The organism is Streptomyces sp. NPDC059895, assembly GCF_042731035.1.
GTDB lineage: Bacteria > Actinomycetota > Actinomycetes > Streptomycetales > Streptomycetaceae > Streptomyces.
This window is the reverse complement of sequence record NZ_JBHWKO010000032.1, coordinates 79,074-96,377: the sequence shown is the minus strand read 5'-3', so window position 1 is coordinate 96,377 and position 17,304 is coordinate 79,074. Positions and strand designations below refer to the sequence as shown.

Annotated in this window: 8 protein-coding genes; 3 read left to right on the top strand and 5 right to left on the bottom strand. The window is 69.6% G+C overall.

From position 1 onward, the window contains the following. The first annotated feature begins 146 nt into the window (after positions 1-146). The gene (locus ACFV9M_RS29570; protein WP_385079834.1) at positions 147-512 is read left to right on the top strand and encodes a DUF6479 family protein; all 366 of its coding nucleotides are present in this window, start codon (positions 147-149) and stop codon (positions 510-512) included. A 64-nt stretch (positions 513-576) separates the two neighbouring features. Here the strand turns inward: ACFV9M_RS29570 and ACFV9M_RS29565 are convergent, their stop codons facing one another. Then, positions 577-1,437: a fructosamine kinase family protein gene (locus tag ACFV9M_RS29565; protein ID WP_385079836.1), complete on the bottom strand. Its 861-nt coding sequence runs from the start codon at positions 1,435-1,437 to the stop codon at positions 577-579. Between the two features lie 241 nt (positions 1,438-1,678). Between ACFV9M_RS29565 and ACFV9M_RS29560 the strand changes: the two genes are divergently transcribed. After that, on the top strand, positions 1,679-3,232 hold the full coding sequence (locus ACFV9M_RS29560) for an APC family permease (protein ID WP_385079831.1): 1,554 nt from the start codon (positions 1,679-1,681) through the stop codon (positions 3,230-3,232). A 73-nt stretch (positions 3,233-3,305) separates the two neighbouring features. Here ACFV9M_RS29560 and ACFV9M_RS29555 read toward each other — a convergent pair whose 3' ends face one another. The 4 genes from ACFV9M_RS29555 to ACFV9M_RS29540 form a co-directional block, all read right to left on the bottom strand. Continuing rightward, complete coding sequence (locus ACFV9M_RS29555; RefSeq protein ID WP_385068976.1) at positions 3,306-4,103, bottom strand: hypothetical protein; 798 nt, start codon at positions 4,101-4,103, stop codon at positions 3,306-3,308. A gap of 73 nt (positions 4,104-4,176) precedes the next feature. Continuing rightward, complete coding sequence (locus ACFV9M_RS29550) at positions 4,177-4,824, bottom strand: hypothetical protein (RefSeq protein ID WP_385068974.1); 648 nt, start codon at positions 4,822-4,824, stop codon at positions 4,177-4,179. Positions 4,825-4,872: 48 nt separating this feature from the next. After that, a complete protein-coding gene (locus ACFV9M_RS29545) occupies positions 4,873-5,214 on the bottom strand; it encodes a hypothetical protein (protein ID WP_385068972.1) in 342 nt (113 codons plus the stop codon). Between the two features lie 103 nt (positions 5,215-5,317). Continuing rightward, complete coding sequence (locus tag ACFV9M_RS29540) at positions 5,318-13,081, bottom strand: polymorphic toxin-type HINT domain-containing protein (protein ID WP_385068970.1); 7,764 nt, start codon at positions 13,079-13,081, stop codon at positions 5,318-5,320. Between the two features lie 506 nt (positions 13,082-13,587). Here ACFV9M_RS29540 and ACFV9M_RS29535 point away from each other — a divergent pair. After that, positions 13,588-17,169 (top strand): DNRLRE domain-containing protein, encoded by a 3,582-nt coding sequence (locus tag ACFV9M_RS29535; RefSeq protein WP_385102565.1) that lies wholly within the window; start codon positions 13,588-13,590, stop codon positions 17,167-17,169. Positions 17,170-17,304: the final 135 nt, after the last annotated feature.

The window sequence follows — 17,304 nt, the reverse complement described above, 5'->3', positions numbered from 1 at the left end:
GCCTCCGAAAGCCCCGCCTCGATCCCCTCCGCCACACCAGCATCCTACGAGCCAACAGAACTCAGAAACCGAGGAGTTATTTTTCGACAGCCCCCAGGCGAATCCGGTGAGCGGTTTATGTCCGGTTGGATGGGTATTCGCCTGATATGAGTACCGCAAGCATGCAGCTGGCCGCCTCGAGCGGCCTGCTCAGCCTGGCACTGTTCGTGGTCGGCATCGCCCTGATAGCCATGCTGGCCGGCAGCTTCTGGCTGGGCGCGCGTATCAAGATGCGCGAGTCACCCAGGCCGCGCCCCGAGGAACAGCCGCAGCTGCCGCCGGACGGCCCGGTCCATGAGGTCCGGGAGAACCGGGAGCCCGACGAGGTGCCCCGCATGACGAAGGGCGGCCGTCCGCTGACCCCGTACGAACTGACCAACATGCAGACGCGGTCGAGCGACTCCAAGACGCGTCCGCGCTGGAGCCGGGGCAGCAGCGGTTCGTTCGGCGGGGGCGGTCTGGGCGCCCACTGAGCGGACGCCCCCTCGCCCGGGCCCCTTCCGAGGGGGCCCGGGTCTCCCGCCGTCACGGCCGGCGTCAGTGGTCGCGCAGGGCCCGGCCGGCCACCGACAGTGCTTGTTCGGCGTAGGTCCGGCCGAAGAGGACCGCGTGGACGAGGAGCGGGAAGAGCTGGTGGATCCCGACCCGGCGGGTCCAGCCGTCCGCGAGCGGCGCCGTACGCCGGTAGCCGTCGAGCACCAGTTCCAGGTGGGGGCAGCCGAACAGGCGGAGCATCGCGAGGTCGGTCTCGCGGTGGCCGCCGTGCGCGGCCGGGTCGATGAGCCGGACCTGCCCGTCCCCGCCCCACAGCACGTTGCCGTTCCACAGGTCGCCGTGGAGCCGCGCCGGCGGTTCGGCGGGACCGGCCCACTCCGGCAGCCGCGCGCAGACCCGCTCGACGACGGCCGCCTCGGCGGGGCGCATCGTGCCGCCGTCGACCGCCGTGCGCAGATACGGCAGCACCCGGTGTTCGGCGTACCAGGCGGGCCAGTCGGCGCCCTCGGTGTTCCGCAGCGGGGCGAGGCCGATGCGGGCCCGGCGGGGTCCGCCCGGCGGCGGGGCGCCGAAGGCGGGCGCGCCGGCGGCGTGCAGGGCGGCGAGGTCGCGGCCGAAGCGGAGGGCCGCCTCGGGGGTCGGCGGGCCCGTCACGACCCGTTCGGTCACCAGCGACCGTTCGTCGTGCCCGTGCACCCCGGGTACGCGGACCGCCCCGGCGTCGGCCAGCCAGCGCAGGCCGGCGGCCTCCGCCCGCACCGCCTCCGGGCCGTCGCCGCGCTTGACCATGACCGTGCGCCCGTCGTCGAGCGCCACCTCCACCACGGTCGCGGACCGCGGGCGTTCCCGGAGCGCGGTCGCACCCGTGAAACGGGCGGCGACGGCGCCGGGCGTGTCAGGCATGTACACGGCGCCAGGGTAGGCGACGCAGGTCACACGGAAGAATCGAAACGCGACATTTCAGGCGTCCGACGGTTTCCGAATACCGGACAGTCGGGACCCCTTCCTTGCGATGTAAGATCACATCCCTTCACGCCGAAGGAATCATCGGGGCACTGGCCGACGCGGGCTGTGATTCCGAGGAAGAGCGGGCTGGTTGCCGACAGCCCAACGATGGAAAACGCATGACTTAACGTCCCGTGTCATGACAGACACGGTGACGCGGTCACGGACCGACGGGACGCAGAACGACGCCGACGGCGTGCGCGGCAAAGGACTCGGCGGCGATTCCGTCGGCCTGCTGGGCAGCGCCGTCATCGGTGTCTCGACCGTCGCGCCGGTCTACTGCCTCACCTCCACGCTCGGCTCCACCGCGGGCGAGGTGGGGGTGCAGATGCCCGCCGTGTTCCTGGCGGGGTTCCTGCCGATGCTGCTGGTCGCCTTCGCCTACCGCGAGCTCAACAAGGCCGTGCCGGACTGCGGCACCTCCTTCACCTGGACGGTCAAGGCGTTCGGGCCGCACCTGGGCTGGATGTGCGGTTGGGGCCTGGTCATCGCGACGGTGATCGTGCTGTCGAACCTGGCGGGCGTCGCCACCTCGTACTTCTGGCTGCTGGCGGGCGAGGTGACCGGCAGCGACCGGATCGCCGCCCTGGACGGCGACAAGGCGGTCCACATCATCACCTGCCTGCTGCTGATCGCGGCCGCGACGGCGATCAGCTACCGGGGGATGACCACCACGAAGGGCGTGCAGTACGCGCTGGTGGCGCTGCAACTGGTGGTGCTGGCGGTGTTCGTCGCGCTGGCCCTCCAGAAGGCCCGCTCCGGGGAGCTCGCCGGTCACCTCGACTTCTCCTGGTCCTGGCTCAACCCGTTCGAGGTGAAGTCGTTCGCCGCGTTCAGTGCCGGGCTCTCCCTGTCGATCTTCATGTACTGGGGCTGGGACACCTGTCTGACCGCGAACGAGGAGACCGTCGGCAGCGACCGGACGCCGGGCCGGGCCGCGCTGGTGGCGATGGTGGTGCTGGTCGGCTCCTACCTGACGACCGCGGTGGCCGCCCAGATGGCGGTCGGCGCCGGCACCGACGGTCTGGGCCTCGCCAACCCGGACACCTCCGACAACGTCTTCGCCGCCCTCGCCGGCCCCGTCATGGGCGGCGCCCTCGGCATCCTGCTCTTCCTCGCCGTGCTCGCCTCGGCCGCCGCCAGCCTCCAGACGACGTTCATCCCGGTGGCCCGCACGGTGCTGGCGATGGCCACCTACGAGGCGCTGCCCGCGTCGTACGCGCGCGTGCACGAGCGTTTCCGCACGCCCGGGCGGGCCACGATCGTCGCCGGCGTGGCGACCGGCGTCTTCTACACCGTCATGACGCTCCTCAGCGAGCACGTCCTCGTCGACACCATCTACGCCCTCGGCCTGATGATCTGCTTCTACTACGCGCTGACGGCCTTCGCCTGCGCCTGGTACTTCCGGGACACGCTGACCCGCTCGGTGCGGGACGCGGTCTTCAAGGGCGTCTTCCCGGTGCTGGGCGGCCTCCTGCTGACGGCCGTCTTCGGCAAGACGCTCTACGACATGTGGGACCCGGCCTACGGCAGCGGCTCGGCCGTCCTGGGCGTCGGTTCCGTCTTCGTCATCGGGGTCGGGCTGCTGCTCCTGGGCGTGGTCCTGATGGCGGCGATGCGTCGGCGCAGTCCGGCGTTCTTCCGCGGTGAGGTCCTGACGACGGGGACGCCGGCTCTGGTGGTCGAGGACTGAGGATCCGTATCCGAGAGTGCGGACACCGCTGCCGGGCCGGGGAGATTCCCGGCCCGGCAGCGGTGTCCGTGGGTCAGGCCAGCTTGCCGGCCTGGGCGGTGACCAGGTCGGCGGGGAAGGTGAAGTCCTCGCCGGACATCATCGCGGCGGCGTTGGCCACGGTGAAGTGGGCGAGGGTGGCGCCGTCGCGGAAGACGACCACCTTCCAGGGGGTGTCGACACCGTCGACCGGGGTGACGGCGGTGAAGGCGACCGCTTCCTCGCCGGCCTTCGGCGCGGTGTCCTGCGTGACCTCGGTGGCGGACAGGTCCTCGCCGCCGGCGGTCCACTGGAAGCCGCCCGAGCAGGTGGTGACCGCGTCGGCGGCGGACTTCAGGGCCGCGGCGGCCTCGTCGGCGCTCGCGTAGGAGGCGAGGGTGACCATGCCGGTGTTGATGTCGAGGGCGGCGGCCTCGGAGGAGGCGGCGGCTGTGGCGCCGTTGCCCGTCACCCGGCGGTAGGCGGTCGCGGCGGGCTCCCCCACCGCCGTTCCGGCCAGGGCCCGCCCCAGCGGCAGGCACTCCTCGCCGGTGACCGTCGTCGCCTCGGCGGCGGTGATCTCGGCCTTGCTGGGGGTGGCCACCTCGTACCCGGTCGCGTCCGCCTTGGTGAGGGCCGCCTTGTCCAGCTCGGCGGCCGTCAGCGGCTCGGCCGCGGAGGCGGCCGTGGACTCCTGCGCGGCGGAGGCCGTCGCGGACGAGGTCGACTGGGGGGCGGCATCGGTGCTGTCGGACTCGCCGCCGCAGCCGGTGAGCGCGAGGAGGGACACCAGCGCGGAGGCCGTGAGGGCGGTGGCGCGGGTGCGGGAGCGGCGGATGCCGGTTCTGTTCACGAGGCGGTGCGTTCTTTCTCTGTGCATGGATACGGCTGACGTGGCGTCAGCCGAGTCTGTGTTCAGCCGTCGCTCACGACAGCTTGACGACCTGGGCGTCCAGGACGGCCGCAGGGATCGACGGCGCGCCGCTGAGGTAGGCCACCGTGGTGCCGGAGCGGAGGATCACGGCCTTGGCCGCCGTCTTCTTGCCGTCCCGTTCCACGGTCGCGCCCAGGCCCATCGCCTGGTCGGTGCTCTCGGGGGCGATCTCCGGGGTGACCTTGCCGACCTTGTGCTCGTCGCCGTCGACCGTCGCCGTGAAGCCGTCCGCGCACGCGTCGAGGGCGGTGCCGATGGCGTCCATCGCCGTCTGGGCCTGGTCGGAGGTGTACTCGGCGAGGACCACGGTGACGGTGGCGCCCTCGCCGGACGCCTCCCGGACCACCGTGGACGCCGGCTTGCCGACCACCGAGCCGGACAGGGCGTGGGCGAGCGGGGCGCAGGCGTTCTCGGTGACCTGCACCGTGCGGCGGTCGGCCGAGGTGGACACCGTGAAGCCGTCCGCGTCGCGGGCGGCGAGGGCGGCGCTGCCGAGGCCGCCGGCTCGCGCCGTGGCGCCCGGCTGGGCGGTGGGCTTCAGCAGGCCGTCCTCGCTGCCACCGCCGCCGCTCGCCGCGTCGCAACCGGTCAGCAGGCAGGCCAGCCACACCGCTGCGGTGATCATCCGCATGTCCCGCAAGGTCCCATCTCCTTCCCGCCTCCAGGACGTTCAGTCACCGGTAGCGGCTCACGACTCATCGACCGCACCGTCGAGGTCATCCCCAGGCCAGGCCTCCAACTGATGGACGACATCCTTGAGTTGCACCAGAAGGTCCACCTCGGACATCTTCCCGTCGTCGTAGTCCGACCACAGGTCTGATGCCTTCTCCACGACCAGACCGAACTCTTCGATCGCATCGGCGAGCCGCATGGGATCCACCGACGTCTTCCCATCCCTGAGCATCCAGAGCTGGGCGGACGCATAGGCAGAGATTCCCCTTCCGGCCAGCACGACGACATCCCAACCCAAACGACCGTCAGAGGCCATTTTGACGAAGGCCGCCAAATAGGGGGAGATTTCCGCAGTCACGTAAAAAACCTCAACAGAGTCAGTACACAAAGGCCGGTCTTCAAACTTTTCCCGATGCTTCCAGGGATGCGATCGAAGACCGGCCGGACCTTTCGTCGGCTCATCAGCCGTCTCTGAACGCAGACTGTAGACCACGTTTCGCCCAAGCGGCCATGCGCACTCCCGTATCCGGGAGATCCGTCACTCCACCCTCCCGCAGGACATCACAGACGTGGGTGAGGCAACTGTTGGTCAAGAAGTCGTACTTCCCTTGACCGGTACCGATCTTCTTGTCCTGGAAGGCGCGTGCAGCCCCGGCATTGGGAAGCCTGAACGAGAATGTCATCGTCCCGGCCGATCCGGTGTAGTTGCGAATGGCGGTCTGCGTGTGCCCCACGTTGGGCATCAGTTCGGAATGGGTGATCTCACCGCTTCCGTCCATTACCTCGACGGTGAAGTGGACGTTGTTCCCATCGCTGACGTGTGCGTGCACCAGCGCCGTCCCCTCGTCGGCGTCAGGTCCACAGCCCTGATTGTGGACCAGGACCGGCGTGGTTCCTGCCAGCACGTAGTAGGTGTGCAGGTCACTTACGGTCAGGTTGTGGACGGTGGCCCACAGCGTGGTCCAGCGCTCGACTGCCGTGACCTGGACGTAGGTGCCGGTGCTGGTGCGCAGCCACTCGCCCGCCTTCAGGTCGGTGGCGTCGATCCACTCGCCCAGTTCCGGGACCCAGAATGGATGTCCGTCCGTGGCCGTCACCTGGGCGGTCTTTTCGCCGTCGCCGGCTGCGATGGTCACCTTGACCAGATGCTTGACGCCCTGGCCGACGATTTCGGCGGTGACCGTCTCGGCGGCGGTCTCACCGGTCTCGGGGTCGGTCGCCAGAACCTTGTCGCCGTTCTTGACGTCCTCGATCGGCTTGGTGGTGCCGTCTGCCATCAGCACCCGGGTGCCGGGGACGAAGCTGTTGATCGGGCAGCTGGCGCCGGATGCGCCGCTGTCGTCATCGCCTCCGCCCGACGACTCCTTCTTCGCGGCACTCGTCTGCCGCGGCTTGGGTTCCGCCTTCTTCGCCGCCGTCTTGCGCGCCTTCTGGATCGCGTTGCCGGTCTTCTGTGCGGCCTTCTTGGCCTGACGGGTGGCGGCCTCCTTGGCCTTCTTCTTCAGCTGTGCCGCCAGCGCGGCCGCCTTCTTCTTGGCCGCTGCCGCCTTGCGGGCCAGTTCGCGTGCCTTGCGCGCCAACTCGATGATCTTGCGGGCCTTCTCCTTGGCCTTCATCAGGGCGTTGACGGCCTTGGCGATGCGGTACGCCGCCTTGGCTATGCCGAAGGCCTTGTACGCCTTCGTCCAGGGGATGGCGTTGAGGAAAAGGTCACCGCAGGCCCAGACGTCGCCGCGGGAGAAGCAGCCGACCACGCTGTCCCAGCCGACGAACTCCTTCAGCGCCGCCCAGCCGATGGACAGGATCACGTCCGCCACGGAGGTGTTCAGCGTCTTATTCGCCGCCGCCTCTTCGGACGCCGACGGACCGCCGTACTCCGAACTGCCGCCTTCCGACGCCAGGCCCGACGGGTCGGCGAAGGTGACCGGGTTGTTCTCGCAGTAGACGTAGCCGTTCATCTGGACCGGGTCGTTCAGGTCCAGGACCGGGTCCGGGGAGAGGAAGCGGCCCGTGTTCGGGTCGTACTCGCGGGCGCCCAGGTGGACCAGGCCGCTGCTGGTGTCGTCGTCGCCGCCGACGTAGCTCTGGTGGGAGCGCCAGCTCGTGGACTCGGTCCGCTCCACGCCGAAGGGGTCGCGCTTGGAGAACTTGACCTTGTTGCCCGAAGCGAGCGCCACGTTGATGTACGCGGTGCCCTGTTGGTCGGTGACCTGCACGGACAGTTCCGCCGTGCCCGTGCCCTGCGCGTGGCGCATCACGGTCGGGGCACCGGCCTGGGAGTAGTAGCGCTCGGTGTAGGCCGGGCCGCCGGCCGCGTTGACCGAGATCGTCGACTCGCCGAGGTACAGGGTGCGTTCGGTGGCGGAGATGGCCATCAGGCGTGATCCGTCACCGCCGTAGAGGTACTTGGTCTCCTTGTCCGGCGCCCACTGCTGGTTCGCCGCGGTGCCGCACGTGTTCAGCTGGAGGTCGGTGCTGTCGGCCGAGTTGGAGCTCGGGACGTCAAGGCACTTGCCCGACGAGACGTGCTTCAGGGTGCCGGTGGAGGTCGCCGTCCACTGCTGGGCCGCCGCGCCGGTGCAGTCCGCGATCACGACCAGCGTGCCGTTGGCGGTGCCGCCGGCCTTCGGAACCACGCACTTGCCGAGGATCTTCAGCGCGCCCGTCGACGGGTCCGAGGACGACGCGGAGTCGATGCGGAACTTCTGCGCCTTGGAGCCGTTGCAGGTGTAGAGCTGGACCGGTGTGTCGGCCGTCGTCGCCGCGTTGGCCAGGTCCAGGCACTTGCTGGCCAGGCCCTTCCACGCGCCGGCGCCGTTCTCGCCGAAACCGGTGATCTTCTCGACCTGGCCGTCCCACGTCCAGTCCAGCGCCTGCTCGGAGCCGTCGTACGTGCGGGTGAGCGTGTTGCCCGCGTCGTCGTACGTCAGCGTCGTCGCCTTCGTGACCTGCGCGCCGGAGTCCGCCTTGTAGGTGGAGGACATGCCCGTCAGGGTGTGGGGCTGGGTGCCGTCCGCGTTGCCGTACGCGTACGTCGTCGTGGCGTCCTTGGTGGTGTCCAGGCCCGGGTCGTGCTCGACGAGCGTCTTGCGGTTGCCCAACGCGTCGTACTCGTAGGACTGCCAGTAACCGCTGTTCGCCGCCGTGACGTTGGTCGTGCCGTCCGAGTACTTCGCGGCCGCCGTGGTCTTGCCCGTCGCCGTGCAGGACGTCGGAGCCGTCCAGGCCTCGGTGAGCTGGCCCAGCGCGTCGTAGGTGAAGCACTGGCGGTCGGTCACCGAGTTCGACGTGTCGGCGATCGAGGTGACGTTGCCGGCCGGGTCGTAGGCGTACGTCCGGGAGTTGACGCGGTGGCCGGTGACGGCCGTGGTGTCGCTGGTCGACTCGCGGTCGACGATGCTCCGGGTCAGCTCACCCGTCGCCTCGTCGAACAGGTTCGTCGTCCACAGCCGGTTGGGGTTCTCACCGCTGGCGGTGCGCAGGACCTGGCCGTACGGGGAGTACGAGGTCTGCGCGGTGTACCAGGCCAGGCCCGAGGTCGAGACCGGCAGGCCGTCCTCGTTGTAGCGGACGACCACCTTCTCGGCGGGCAGCGTGCCCACGGAGGGCAGGTTGACCGCCTCCAGCAGGCCGGACTCGGAGTACTCGTAGCTGTAGGAGTAGCTCGACTGCAGGCCGTTGGCGAGTGCCACCGACTCGGGGATGGAGATCTTCTGGCCGGTCGGCTGGTAGTCGGTCGTGTAACCGGTCACCGCCGTGGTGTACGCCAGACCGTCCGTGTAACGGGTCTGCGAGGTGGCCAGACCGACGCCGCCGATCAGCGTGTCGTACGTCGTCGAAGCCAGCAACGTGCCGGTGGCGGAGTTCTCGTGCTGCTCGATGGGGCGGGACAGCTTGTCGTAGACCGTGTAGACGGCCGCGTTCTCGTCCGTGACCAGCTGCGGCCGGTCCAGGACGTCGTAGGTCGTCGTGGTCGTACCGGCGTCCGGATCCACGGCCTCGGTCTCACGGCCGCGGGCGTCGAACTTCCACGTCCAGACGTTGCCTTCGGAGTCCTTCGCCTCGACGCGGTCGCCGCGCTCGTCGTACTGGTACGTCGTCGAGCGGTAGGCGGCACGCAGCGCGTCCGTGAACGTGTCCACCCGGACCATGCGGCCCATGGCGTCGGACCAGGTGCGCTGGGCGGTGGCACCCATCGGGTTGATCACCGTGGAGTTGTCGAGGCCGTACTCGTAGCGGGTCGCCTTGGTCGGAACCTCTTCACCGTTGAGATACGGGGTTTCGGTGAGGGTGCGGCCCAGGCCGTCGTAGGCGTAGAGCGTGGCGTTGGGGACCTGGTAGTCCGAGGCCAGCTCGAACAGGACGGTGGAGGGCTCGTCCTTGTCGTAGTAGGCGTTGTTCGTCTGCTTGACGGTGCCGTTCGCGCTGTACAGGGTGTCGGTGATCAGGCGTCCGCCGCCGACCGCCGGCTCCTGCTTCTGCCGCTCGCGGCCCATGCCGTCGTAGATCACGGTGGACACGCCGTAGTCACCGGTGTCGGTGAGCGACTCCGTCGTGATCGAGACCGGCGAGCCGATCGTCGTGTCGTACGTGATCTTCGCCGACGGCGACTTGGACGTGGAACGGTTCGGGTTCCACATCTGAGTGGTGCGGCCGAGCGCGTCGTAGGTGTAGGTGGTGACGCGGCCGTTGACGTCCGAGTCGGTGAGGGCCACCCCGCGGCCGGGTTCCAGCGTGCTGGTCTCGCTCTGGTTCAGCGCGTTGGTCGTCTTGATCGAGTAGACCTGGCCCGTGTCCGGGATGTAGGTCGTGGTGTCCTTCGTGTCCTCGCCGTTGGCGATGGCCAGCGCGTTCCTGGTGGACGTGGTGCGGCCGTAGGCGTCGTAGGTGACCTGGCCGTCCGCGACCCAGGCGCCGCCGGCGCCGGTGACCGCCCAGGTGGCGGTGGCGTTGCCGGTGGTCGGGGCGTCGCCGTAGGCGCCGCCGTCGTAGGCGACGCGGGAGCCGTCGATCCAGTCGGCCGCCGTCGCCGTGTCCGCCTGGGCGCAGGTGCCGGCGGTGGTCAGGGTCTGCTTGGCCAGGCCGATGAGGTGCTTGGACGTGTTGTGGACGTACGTCATCACCGTGCAGGTGTCGTCGTCCGCCTTGTCGGCCGCCGGGTCCGACGACCAGTCGTTGTACTCCGTCACCTGCGTCGGCAGGCCGTAGGTCTCCTCGTACTCCGTCACCGTGCGCAGGACGCGCACGGTGCGCTTGTCGTCGCCGTCACCGGAGGAACGGGTGTAGGTGAGGGACTCGGGCGTGAGGACGCGCCAGGCCTTCAGGTCCGGTATGCCGCCGGAGCGGCTGCGGGCCGCCAGCTTGACCGCCTTCGGCTTGTCCACGGTCCGGGTCAGCCAGGTGGAGGCAGTGGCGGAGGAGTAGGTGAGGGACTCGGCGACACGGCCGGCGAAGGCCTCCTCGTCGGTGGCGATCGTGTTGCCGTCGACGTCCTTCACGGTGACCGAGCGGCTCCCGCCGCCGGGCAGCGGGTCACCGTCCATGCCCCGGAAGAAGCGGGTCTCCGTCATCCCCCGCTCGGTGGACATGTATTCGGTGGCACTGTCGTCGCCTGTGTACGTGCGCACCCGGGCGAAGCCGCGCCACTGGTCGTACGTGCGGGTCTTCTTCTTCGAGAACTCGGCCTGGTTCAGGGCCCAGGCGGCGTCACCGAGGTAGTCGTACGTCGTGGTGATGGCGTCGACGCCGTTGAGGGCGGGCAGTTCCTGGACGTTGTCGACGACGTACTTGTGGAACCAGTCGATCGTCTCCTCGTCCGGATCGGGGTTCCAGTACGCCGGGAAGCACAGCCCGGTGTTCTCTTCCGGCTTGGGGAACTCGCCGTCGACCTTGCAGGCGTCGGTCTTGTACGTCACGACGGTCTCGCCGCCGTACTCACTCACCACACGGGCGATGCGCAGCCGGTCGAAGGCGGGGTTGGGGTCGTCGCTGCCGCGCTTGACGCGGTTGGGCATGGAGAGGCTGTTGGCGAGGAACTCGACCGGGTTGAGCGCGATGGCCTCGCCGTCGGTGCCGTAGCCGGTGCGGGTGATCGACTCCAGCCACAGGGCCGTGCCCTCGTCGGTGAGGTCGGCCGGCAGGGACTGCTGAAGCGTCCAGCTGTCCAGCTTCGACAGCTCCGTCGAGCCCTGCGTGCGCTGCGTCCACGTGGTCACCTGGGCCAGGCGCTTGCGCGACCAGAAGGTGGGGACGGGGACGTAGCACTCCTTGCCCGACGCGCAGTACAGGTCGGCCGGGGTGTCGTACCAGATGCGGTTCTTCGCGAAGTCGCCGGAGGTGAAGTTGTCGTTCTCGTCGCCCTCCGCCGTGCAGGCGATCTCGCCTTCCTTGAAGCACCGCTCGTCGACGTCGAAGGTCACCTTCGAGATCGGCGTGGCGTACGGGTCGGCCGAGGTCAGGCCGTACTCGATGCGCTTGAGGTAGCCGCCGCGGTCGTAGGAGACCGGCGTCTTGTACTTGTTGTTCTTCGCGTAGTAGTTCTTTTCCTTCGCCCACCACAGCGTCATCGCGTTGCCGTTGGTGTCCACGACGTAGTCGAGGTTCCACCGCCACGCCTGGTCGCAGAACGAGCCCGCGAAGTCACCCGACTTGTAGCAGGGCTCACCGCTCTGGTTGCCGGCGACCGGCGCGGAGAACACCGAGTTCGTCACCGGGTCGCCGCTGGCCCAGTTCGCGTCCAGCTTGTGCTTGCCGAAGTAGTACTGCGTGCCGTCGCGGGTGGTGACGCGCCAGTACTCGCCGTCGGCGTCACCGTTGTCCAGGCCGCTGTCACGCAGCAGCTCCACCCGGGAGCCGTCACCGTTCGCCGTGACCCACGCGTCGCCGAACGGGCTGCTCGCGCTGTCCGGCAGGACCAGCTCCGTCGTCGTACCGCCCAGCGTGAGCGTGGCGTTGTACGAACCGAAGCACAGATCGCTGGTCTTCTTCGTGTTGTTGCCGTCGGTCTGGTCGTCACGGCACGAGGTGTACGTCCGCGTGATCGAACCCGCGTTGTACTCCCAGCCGTCACCGATCCACGACGGCTGGTTGTTCGACGCCGACGTACGGCCGTCCACCACCTGCGAGTTGTAACCGAACGACACCGACGGCGACGGGCCGCCCGGGACACTCGGCGTCTGCAGCGTGTACGAGTACGTGAACGCACCCGAGTTACCGCCCGCCGACCACGAACCGGCACTCACCAGCGGCGTCGCACCGAAGTCACCCTTGGAACCCGAACCGGAGTCCGTCGCCAGCAGGACGGAGGAACCCGAACCGTCGGCGGTCGCGGCCGCCAGCGACGCCAGACGGGCGCCGCTCTCCGACTTCGCCTCGCGGTACACGCCGTCGGTGACGACACCCTCACCCGAGGCGGAGGCGGTGGACGCCGTCGAAGCCTCGGTCTCGGTCTCGGTCGACGCTGCGGTCTCGGTGCTGGTGCCACCGGCCGCCAGGTCCTCCGTCGCGACGGTCGCCAGAATGCGCCGCTCGTACACCGGAGCACCCTCGGCATCGGTGCCGGTCTGCGCCACCACGTTGTCCGTGCTCACCTCGGTCGGCTCCGAGCAGCCCTCGGTGTCCGGGGTGGTCAGGAAGCAGGACGGGTACTGCACGAACTCCAGCCGGTCCGCCCAGTTCGCGCCGTACAGCTCCGAGAAGTCGCTGTAGTCCAGGGCGATCACCGCGTCACCGGTGGACTCCGCCGGCGGGGTGACCGTCAGGGCCACGCCCTCGATCGCCGTCGTGGCGATCTCGTCCTGGGCGGCGAGGGACACCTGCCACTCGCCCTCCAGGGCGGCGGCCTCCGTCGCGGTCGCCGTCTCCGGCGCACCCACCTCCACCGGCAGCGCCGTGCCGTCGGCCTGCGTCAACGGCACCAGATCACCCGGAGCCAGCCCGGTCAGATCCTGGGTGGCCGTGCCACCCGCCGGCGCCGTCACCTCCGTCGGCTCGTACTCGACCGGCGGCTCCGCCTCGGCCGTGGTCAGCTCGGCGAGACTGCCGCCCTCCTCGCCCTCGGCCTGCTCGACGTCCGGAAGATCGACCAGCTCGACCCCGCTGCGGTCGTCACCCGGCGGCAGCGCGTACGCGGCCGGCAGAACACCCACCGCCAGCCCCACCACGAGCGACCCGACGACACCAACGCGCATCCGCGCCCGTCTGCGGCGCTCGGAACGCGTACTCACACGCCCTCCCCTGCCGCTCCATGACAGCGATCCCCACACAGCGGCAGCCCCCGCGCACACAGTTCGGTCCATTGACGAACACGAATGTTCAACCACGAGTTCACAGAAAGTCAACAAGCGAAATAAGGCCGGTGATCTAGGTCACAAGCACATTTCTCGCGGGCGACGATCAATGCAATCCGGACGGTTTAATGCGTTAAAGAACCGCCCAAACGGAGGTTAATCGTCCGTGAAGGACGGGTAAATTGTGATCGTTTAGCACACCCTGCCCGTCAAGTGAACTCGCTGGTCAGGCCCACTTGCTAGACGGATGAGCGAGCCCGACGACTCCGCCCGAGAGGTCACGGAAAGGCAAAGGGGATCGACCGGTGTGGCGCAATTCCCCGGCATCAGCCATGCTCTGTGCTCGCTTTCCCGGAGACCTGACAGGTATTACGACCGGGATGCACAGGGAGCTCACCGAGTTCCGGGCGATCCGGAATTCCAGGGGGAGGGGACGCAGCACCATGGAACGTCGTCGCTTCGGCCTGCCCGCGTCCAGACGCGGGCGGGCAGGGGTGGGCGCACTAGTCGCCGGCGCGATCGGCGTCGGCCTGCTCACCGTGCCGTGGTTCGACGATCCGGGGACCGCGGACTCCCCAGCCGTGACGAAGAAGGCCGACGACGGCCCTCTGAGCCAGGACGGCGCCCAGCAGAAGGCCGTCTCCACGGGCAAGCGCGTCGAGGTCACCGCCCTGCGCGACGAGACGTCCACGACGTACGCCCGCCCGGACGGCAGCTTCGAACTCGTCACCTACGGCGCACCCGTACGGGCCAAGGTGAACGGGGCCTGGAAGGCCATCGACACGACCCTGGCCGAGACGGACGGCGGTGGCTGGGCGCCCAGGGCCTCGGTCGACCCGGTGGTGTTCTCCGGCGGCGGCGAGGACGCGACGACCGGCTCCGGCTCGCGTGCGCGCAAGGCCGCCGCCGGCCGCGGGGCCGTGACGACCGTCCAGCCCGCCGTCTTCACCGTCGCGACCGGCGGCGACGGCAACGGCGACGCCGTACAGATCGCCGACGCCACCGAGAACTACTCCGAGCTGGCCACCATGACCAGCGACGGCCACGAGGTCACCCTGAGCTGGCCCGGCACCCTGCCCGAACCGGTCATCAGCGGCTCGAGCGCCCTCTACCGGAACGTCTTCGACGGCATCGACCTCATGCTGACCGCGCAGGCCAGTGGCTTCAGCCACGTCCTGATCGTGCACAGCGCGCAGGCCGCGAAGGACGCGTCGCTGACCGGGCTGTCGTACGGGCTGTCGTCGCCGGACCTGACCTTCCACCTCGATCCGGTCACCAAGGTCGTCAGCGGCAAGGACCGCGACGGCCAGGAGATCGCCGTCTCCCCCACCCCCTACCTGTGGGACTCCGCGGGAACGTACGCCGCCACCGAGGGCGACGACCCCGAGCCGGTCGAGGAGACCGCGGAGCCGACACCGTCGTACTCCGAGGAGCCCGGCGCCCCGGTTCCCGACGAGAGCGCCGTCCCCGAGGACGGCCTGGACACGGACGCGCCGACCGCACCCGAGGAGCCCACCGCCTCCGAGGAGTCCACCGCACCCGAGGAGCCCACCGCGTCCGAGGGGGCCACCACGTCCGAGGGGGCCACCGCCGACCCGGCCGCCTTCCACGGCTCGACCGGGGCCGGTTCCGCCCGGGCCGGCTCGGCCGTCCTGCGGCCGGCCGCGTACGCCGACGGCATGCCCACCGCCGCCCCCACCGACGAGCAGGTCTTCGCCCTGCCCGGCCTCGCCGGAGCCGACCCCGGCACCCACCTGGCCGCCGCCGACGCGAAGCTGACCGCGCCCGGCGCCGCCTCCACCGGCCTGACCCTGCTCCCCGACGCGGACCTGCTCGCCGACGAGAGCACCGTCTACCCGGTCTTCATCGACCCGACCATCTACGGCAAGACGAAGAACTGGACCACGGCGTACAAGAAGTACCCGAGCTCCAGCTTCTACGACGGCGCCAACTACAACAGCGGCACCACCGAGGCGCGCGTCGGCTACGAGTCGACCACCTGGGGCCTGTCACGCTCCTTCTTCCGCCTCGGCTGGTCCACCAGCATCAAGGGCGCCCACGTCTCCTCCGCCTCCATCCGGCTGCGCGAGACGTACTCCTGGTCGTGCTCCGCGCGGGAGATGCAGGTGTGGCTGACCGGGAGCATCTCCTCCAAGACGACCTGGAACAACCAGCCGGACTGGAAGTCGGAGATCGGCACCAAGTCGTTCGCGAACGGCTACAACTCGTCGTGCCCGGACGCCTACGTCAGCTACGACGCCAAGTCCGTCGCCCAGGACGCCGCCGACGGCGGCTGGTCCTCGATGGCGATCGGTCTGCGCGCCACCACCGAGGACTCGGCGTACTCGTGGAAGAAGTTCCGGGCCGAGGGCGACAGCGCGCCCAAGCTCACCCTGGTCTACAACCGCAAGCCGAAGACGCCGACCTCGGTCGCCCAGTCCCCCGGCGGCAGCTGTGACCGCACCACGCCCTACCTCCACATCGGCAAGCGCGACCTGACACTGTCGGCGGTGTCCTCCGACCCCGACGACACCTCCACCAAGCAGGACCTGAAGTACCTGGACTTCGAGCTGTGGCGCACCGGCTACGGCGACGACAAGATCCTCGACAAGAACGTCACGGTGACCAGCGCCGGCAAGGCCTCCGCCACCGTCGCGAAGACCGCGTTCACCAACGGCTACCAGTACTCCTGGCGGGTGCGCGCCATCGACTCCAGCGGGGCGGCCTCGGCGTACGCGCCGACCTCCGACCCGTACGTGTGCCGGTTCGTCTTCGACAGCGACAAGCCCAACGAGCCGCTGGTGTCGTCGACCGCCTTCCCGGCGGCCGACGAGGACGGATCGATCTGGTCCACGGCGAAGTTCGGCACCGCCGGCAGCTTCACGATCGCGCCGGACGAGGACACCGACATCACCAAGTTCGAGTGGTCCTTCAACACCACCACCTACGCCGGCAACAAGACCGTCACGGCGGGCGCCTCGGCGACCGTGTCGCTCACGCCGCCCACCGCCGGACCCAACGTGCTGTACGTGCGGGCCGTGGACAGCGCGGGCAACCCGTCCCTGGGCACCAAGTACCTGTTCTACGTCACCCCGCGCGACGCCGCCGACAAGCCCGGCGACACCACGGGCGACGGCATCGCGGACCTGTACGCCATCAGCTCCAACGGCAACCTGCTGATGTACCCGTCGATGACCACCGGCGACCTGCACGTCGGCCTGGAGGCCGGCCAGGACGACGGCGTCGGTCTGCTCTCCGACCCGGACGGCGACGGCGAGGACCACCTGCCGGGCTACTGGATGGGCAGTGACGGCAAGCCCGCGCTGATCGCCCACGGCGGCGACGCGGTCGCGGCCGACGGCGTCGGCGACCTCTTCGCCCGCATGCCCGACGGCAAGCTGTACGTCTACCCCGGGGACGGCTACGGCGGCGTCGACATCTCCCAGCGGGTGACCGTCCGGCTGCCGTCGGGCGCCCCGGACCCGGCGACGTTCGACCAGATCATCGTGGGCGACTACGACGCCGACGGCCGCGCCGACCTGTTCGCCACCGCCACCGGCGGCGAGCTGTGGGCCTTCGAGGGCTACACCGGCGCCACCTTCCTGACGCTCACGAAGATCGCCTCGACGGCGTGGCTGGACCGCGACCTCGTCTCGGTCGGCGACCACGACAAGGACGGCGCCCCCGACCTGCTGTGGCGCTCGGGTTCCTCCAGCCGCCTCTACCTGCGGTACGGCGTGGCGGACAGCGCGGGCGGCTCCACCATCGCCTCCCTCGCCACCGCGGCGGCGTCCAGGACCGGTGCCGACGAGATCTACGCCGAGGGCTGGGACACCACCACCGTGCCCGTCACCCACCTGCGCGGCACCCCGGACGTCACCGGCGACGCCGTCCCCGACATCTGGGCCCTGTCCAGCGCCGGCAGCATCTACTTCTACAAGGGTGGAGCGGCGACGATCGGCACGGGGGCGGCGGTGATCAGCGCGGACAGCCTCTGGGGCACGACCAAGCTGATGTTCGGCTGACAGCCGCCGCGCACTGTCGTCCCGTCGCGGGGCCGGAGTCCTGAGGACTCCGGCCCCGCTTCCGTCGGCAGAACTCGTCGACTTCGAGCGGGAACGGTCAGTAAACGACATCGCGAAGCGGAGAGGGTGTGAAGG

What these genes read in the sequence shown, in the direction of transcription:
- ACFV9M_RS29560 (WP_385079831.1), top strand. Translation starts at nt 1,679, where the DNA reads ATGACAGACACGGTGACGCGGTCACGGACCGACGGGACGCAGAACGAC.
- ACFV9M_RS29565 (WP_385079836.1), bottom strand. Translation starts at nt 1,437, where the DNA reads ATGCCTGACACGCCCGGCGCCGTCGCCGCCCGTTTCACGGGTGCGACC.
- ACFV9M_RS29535 (WP_385102565.1), top strand. Translation starts at nt 13,588, where the DNA reads ATGGAACGTCGTCGCTTCGGCCTGCCCGCGTCCAGACGCGGGCGGGCA.
- ACFV9M_RS29570 (WP_385079834.1), top strand. Translation starts at nt 147, where the DNA reads ATGAGTACCGCAAGCATGCAGCTGGCCGCCTCGAGCGGCCTGCTCAGC.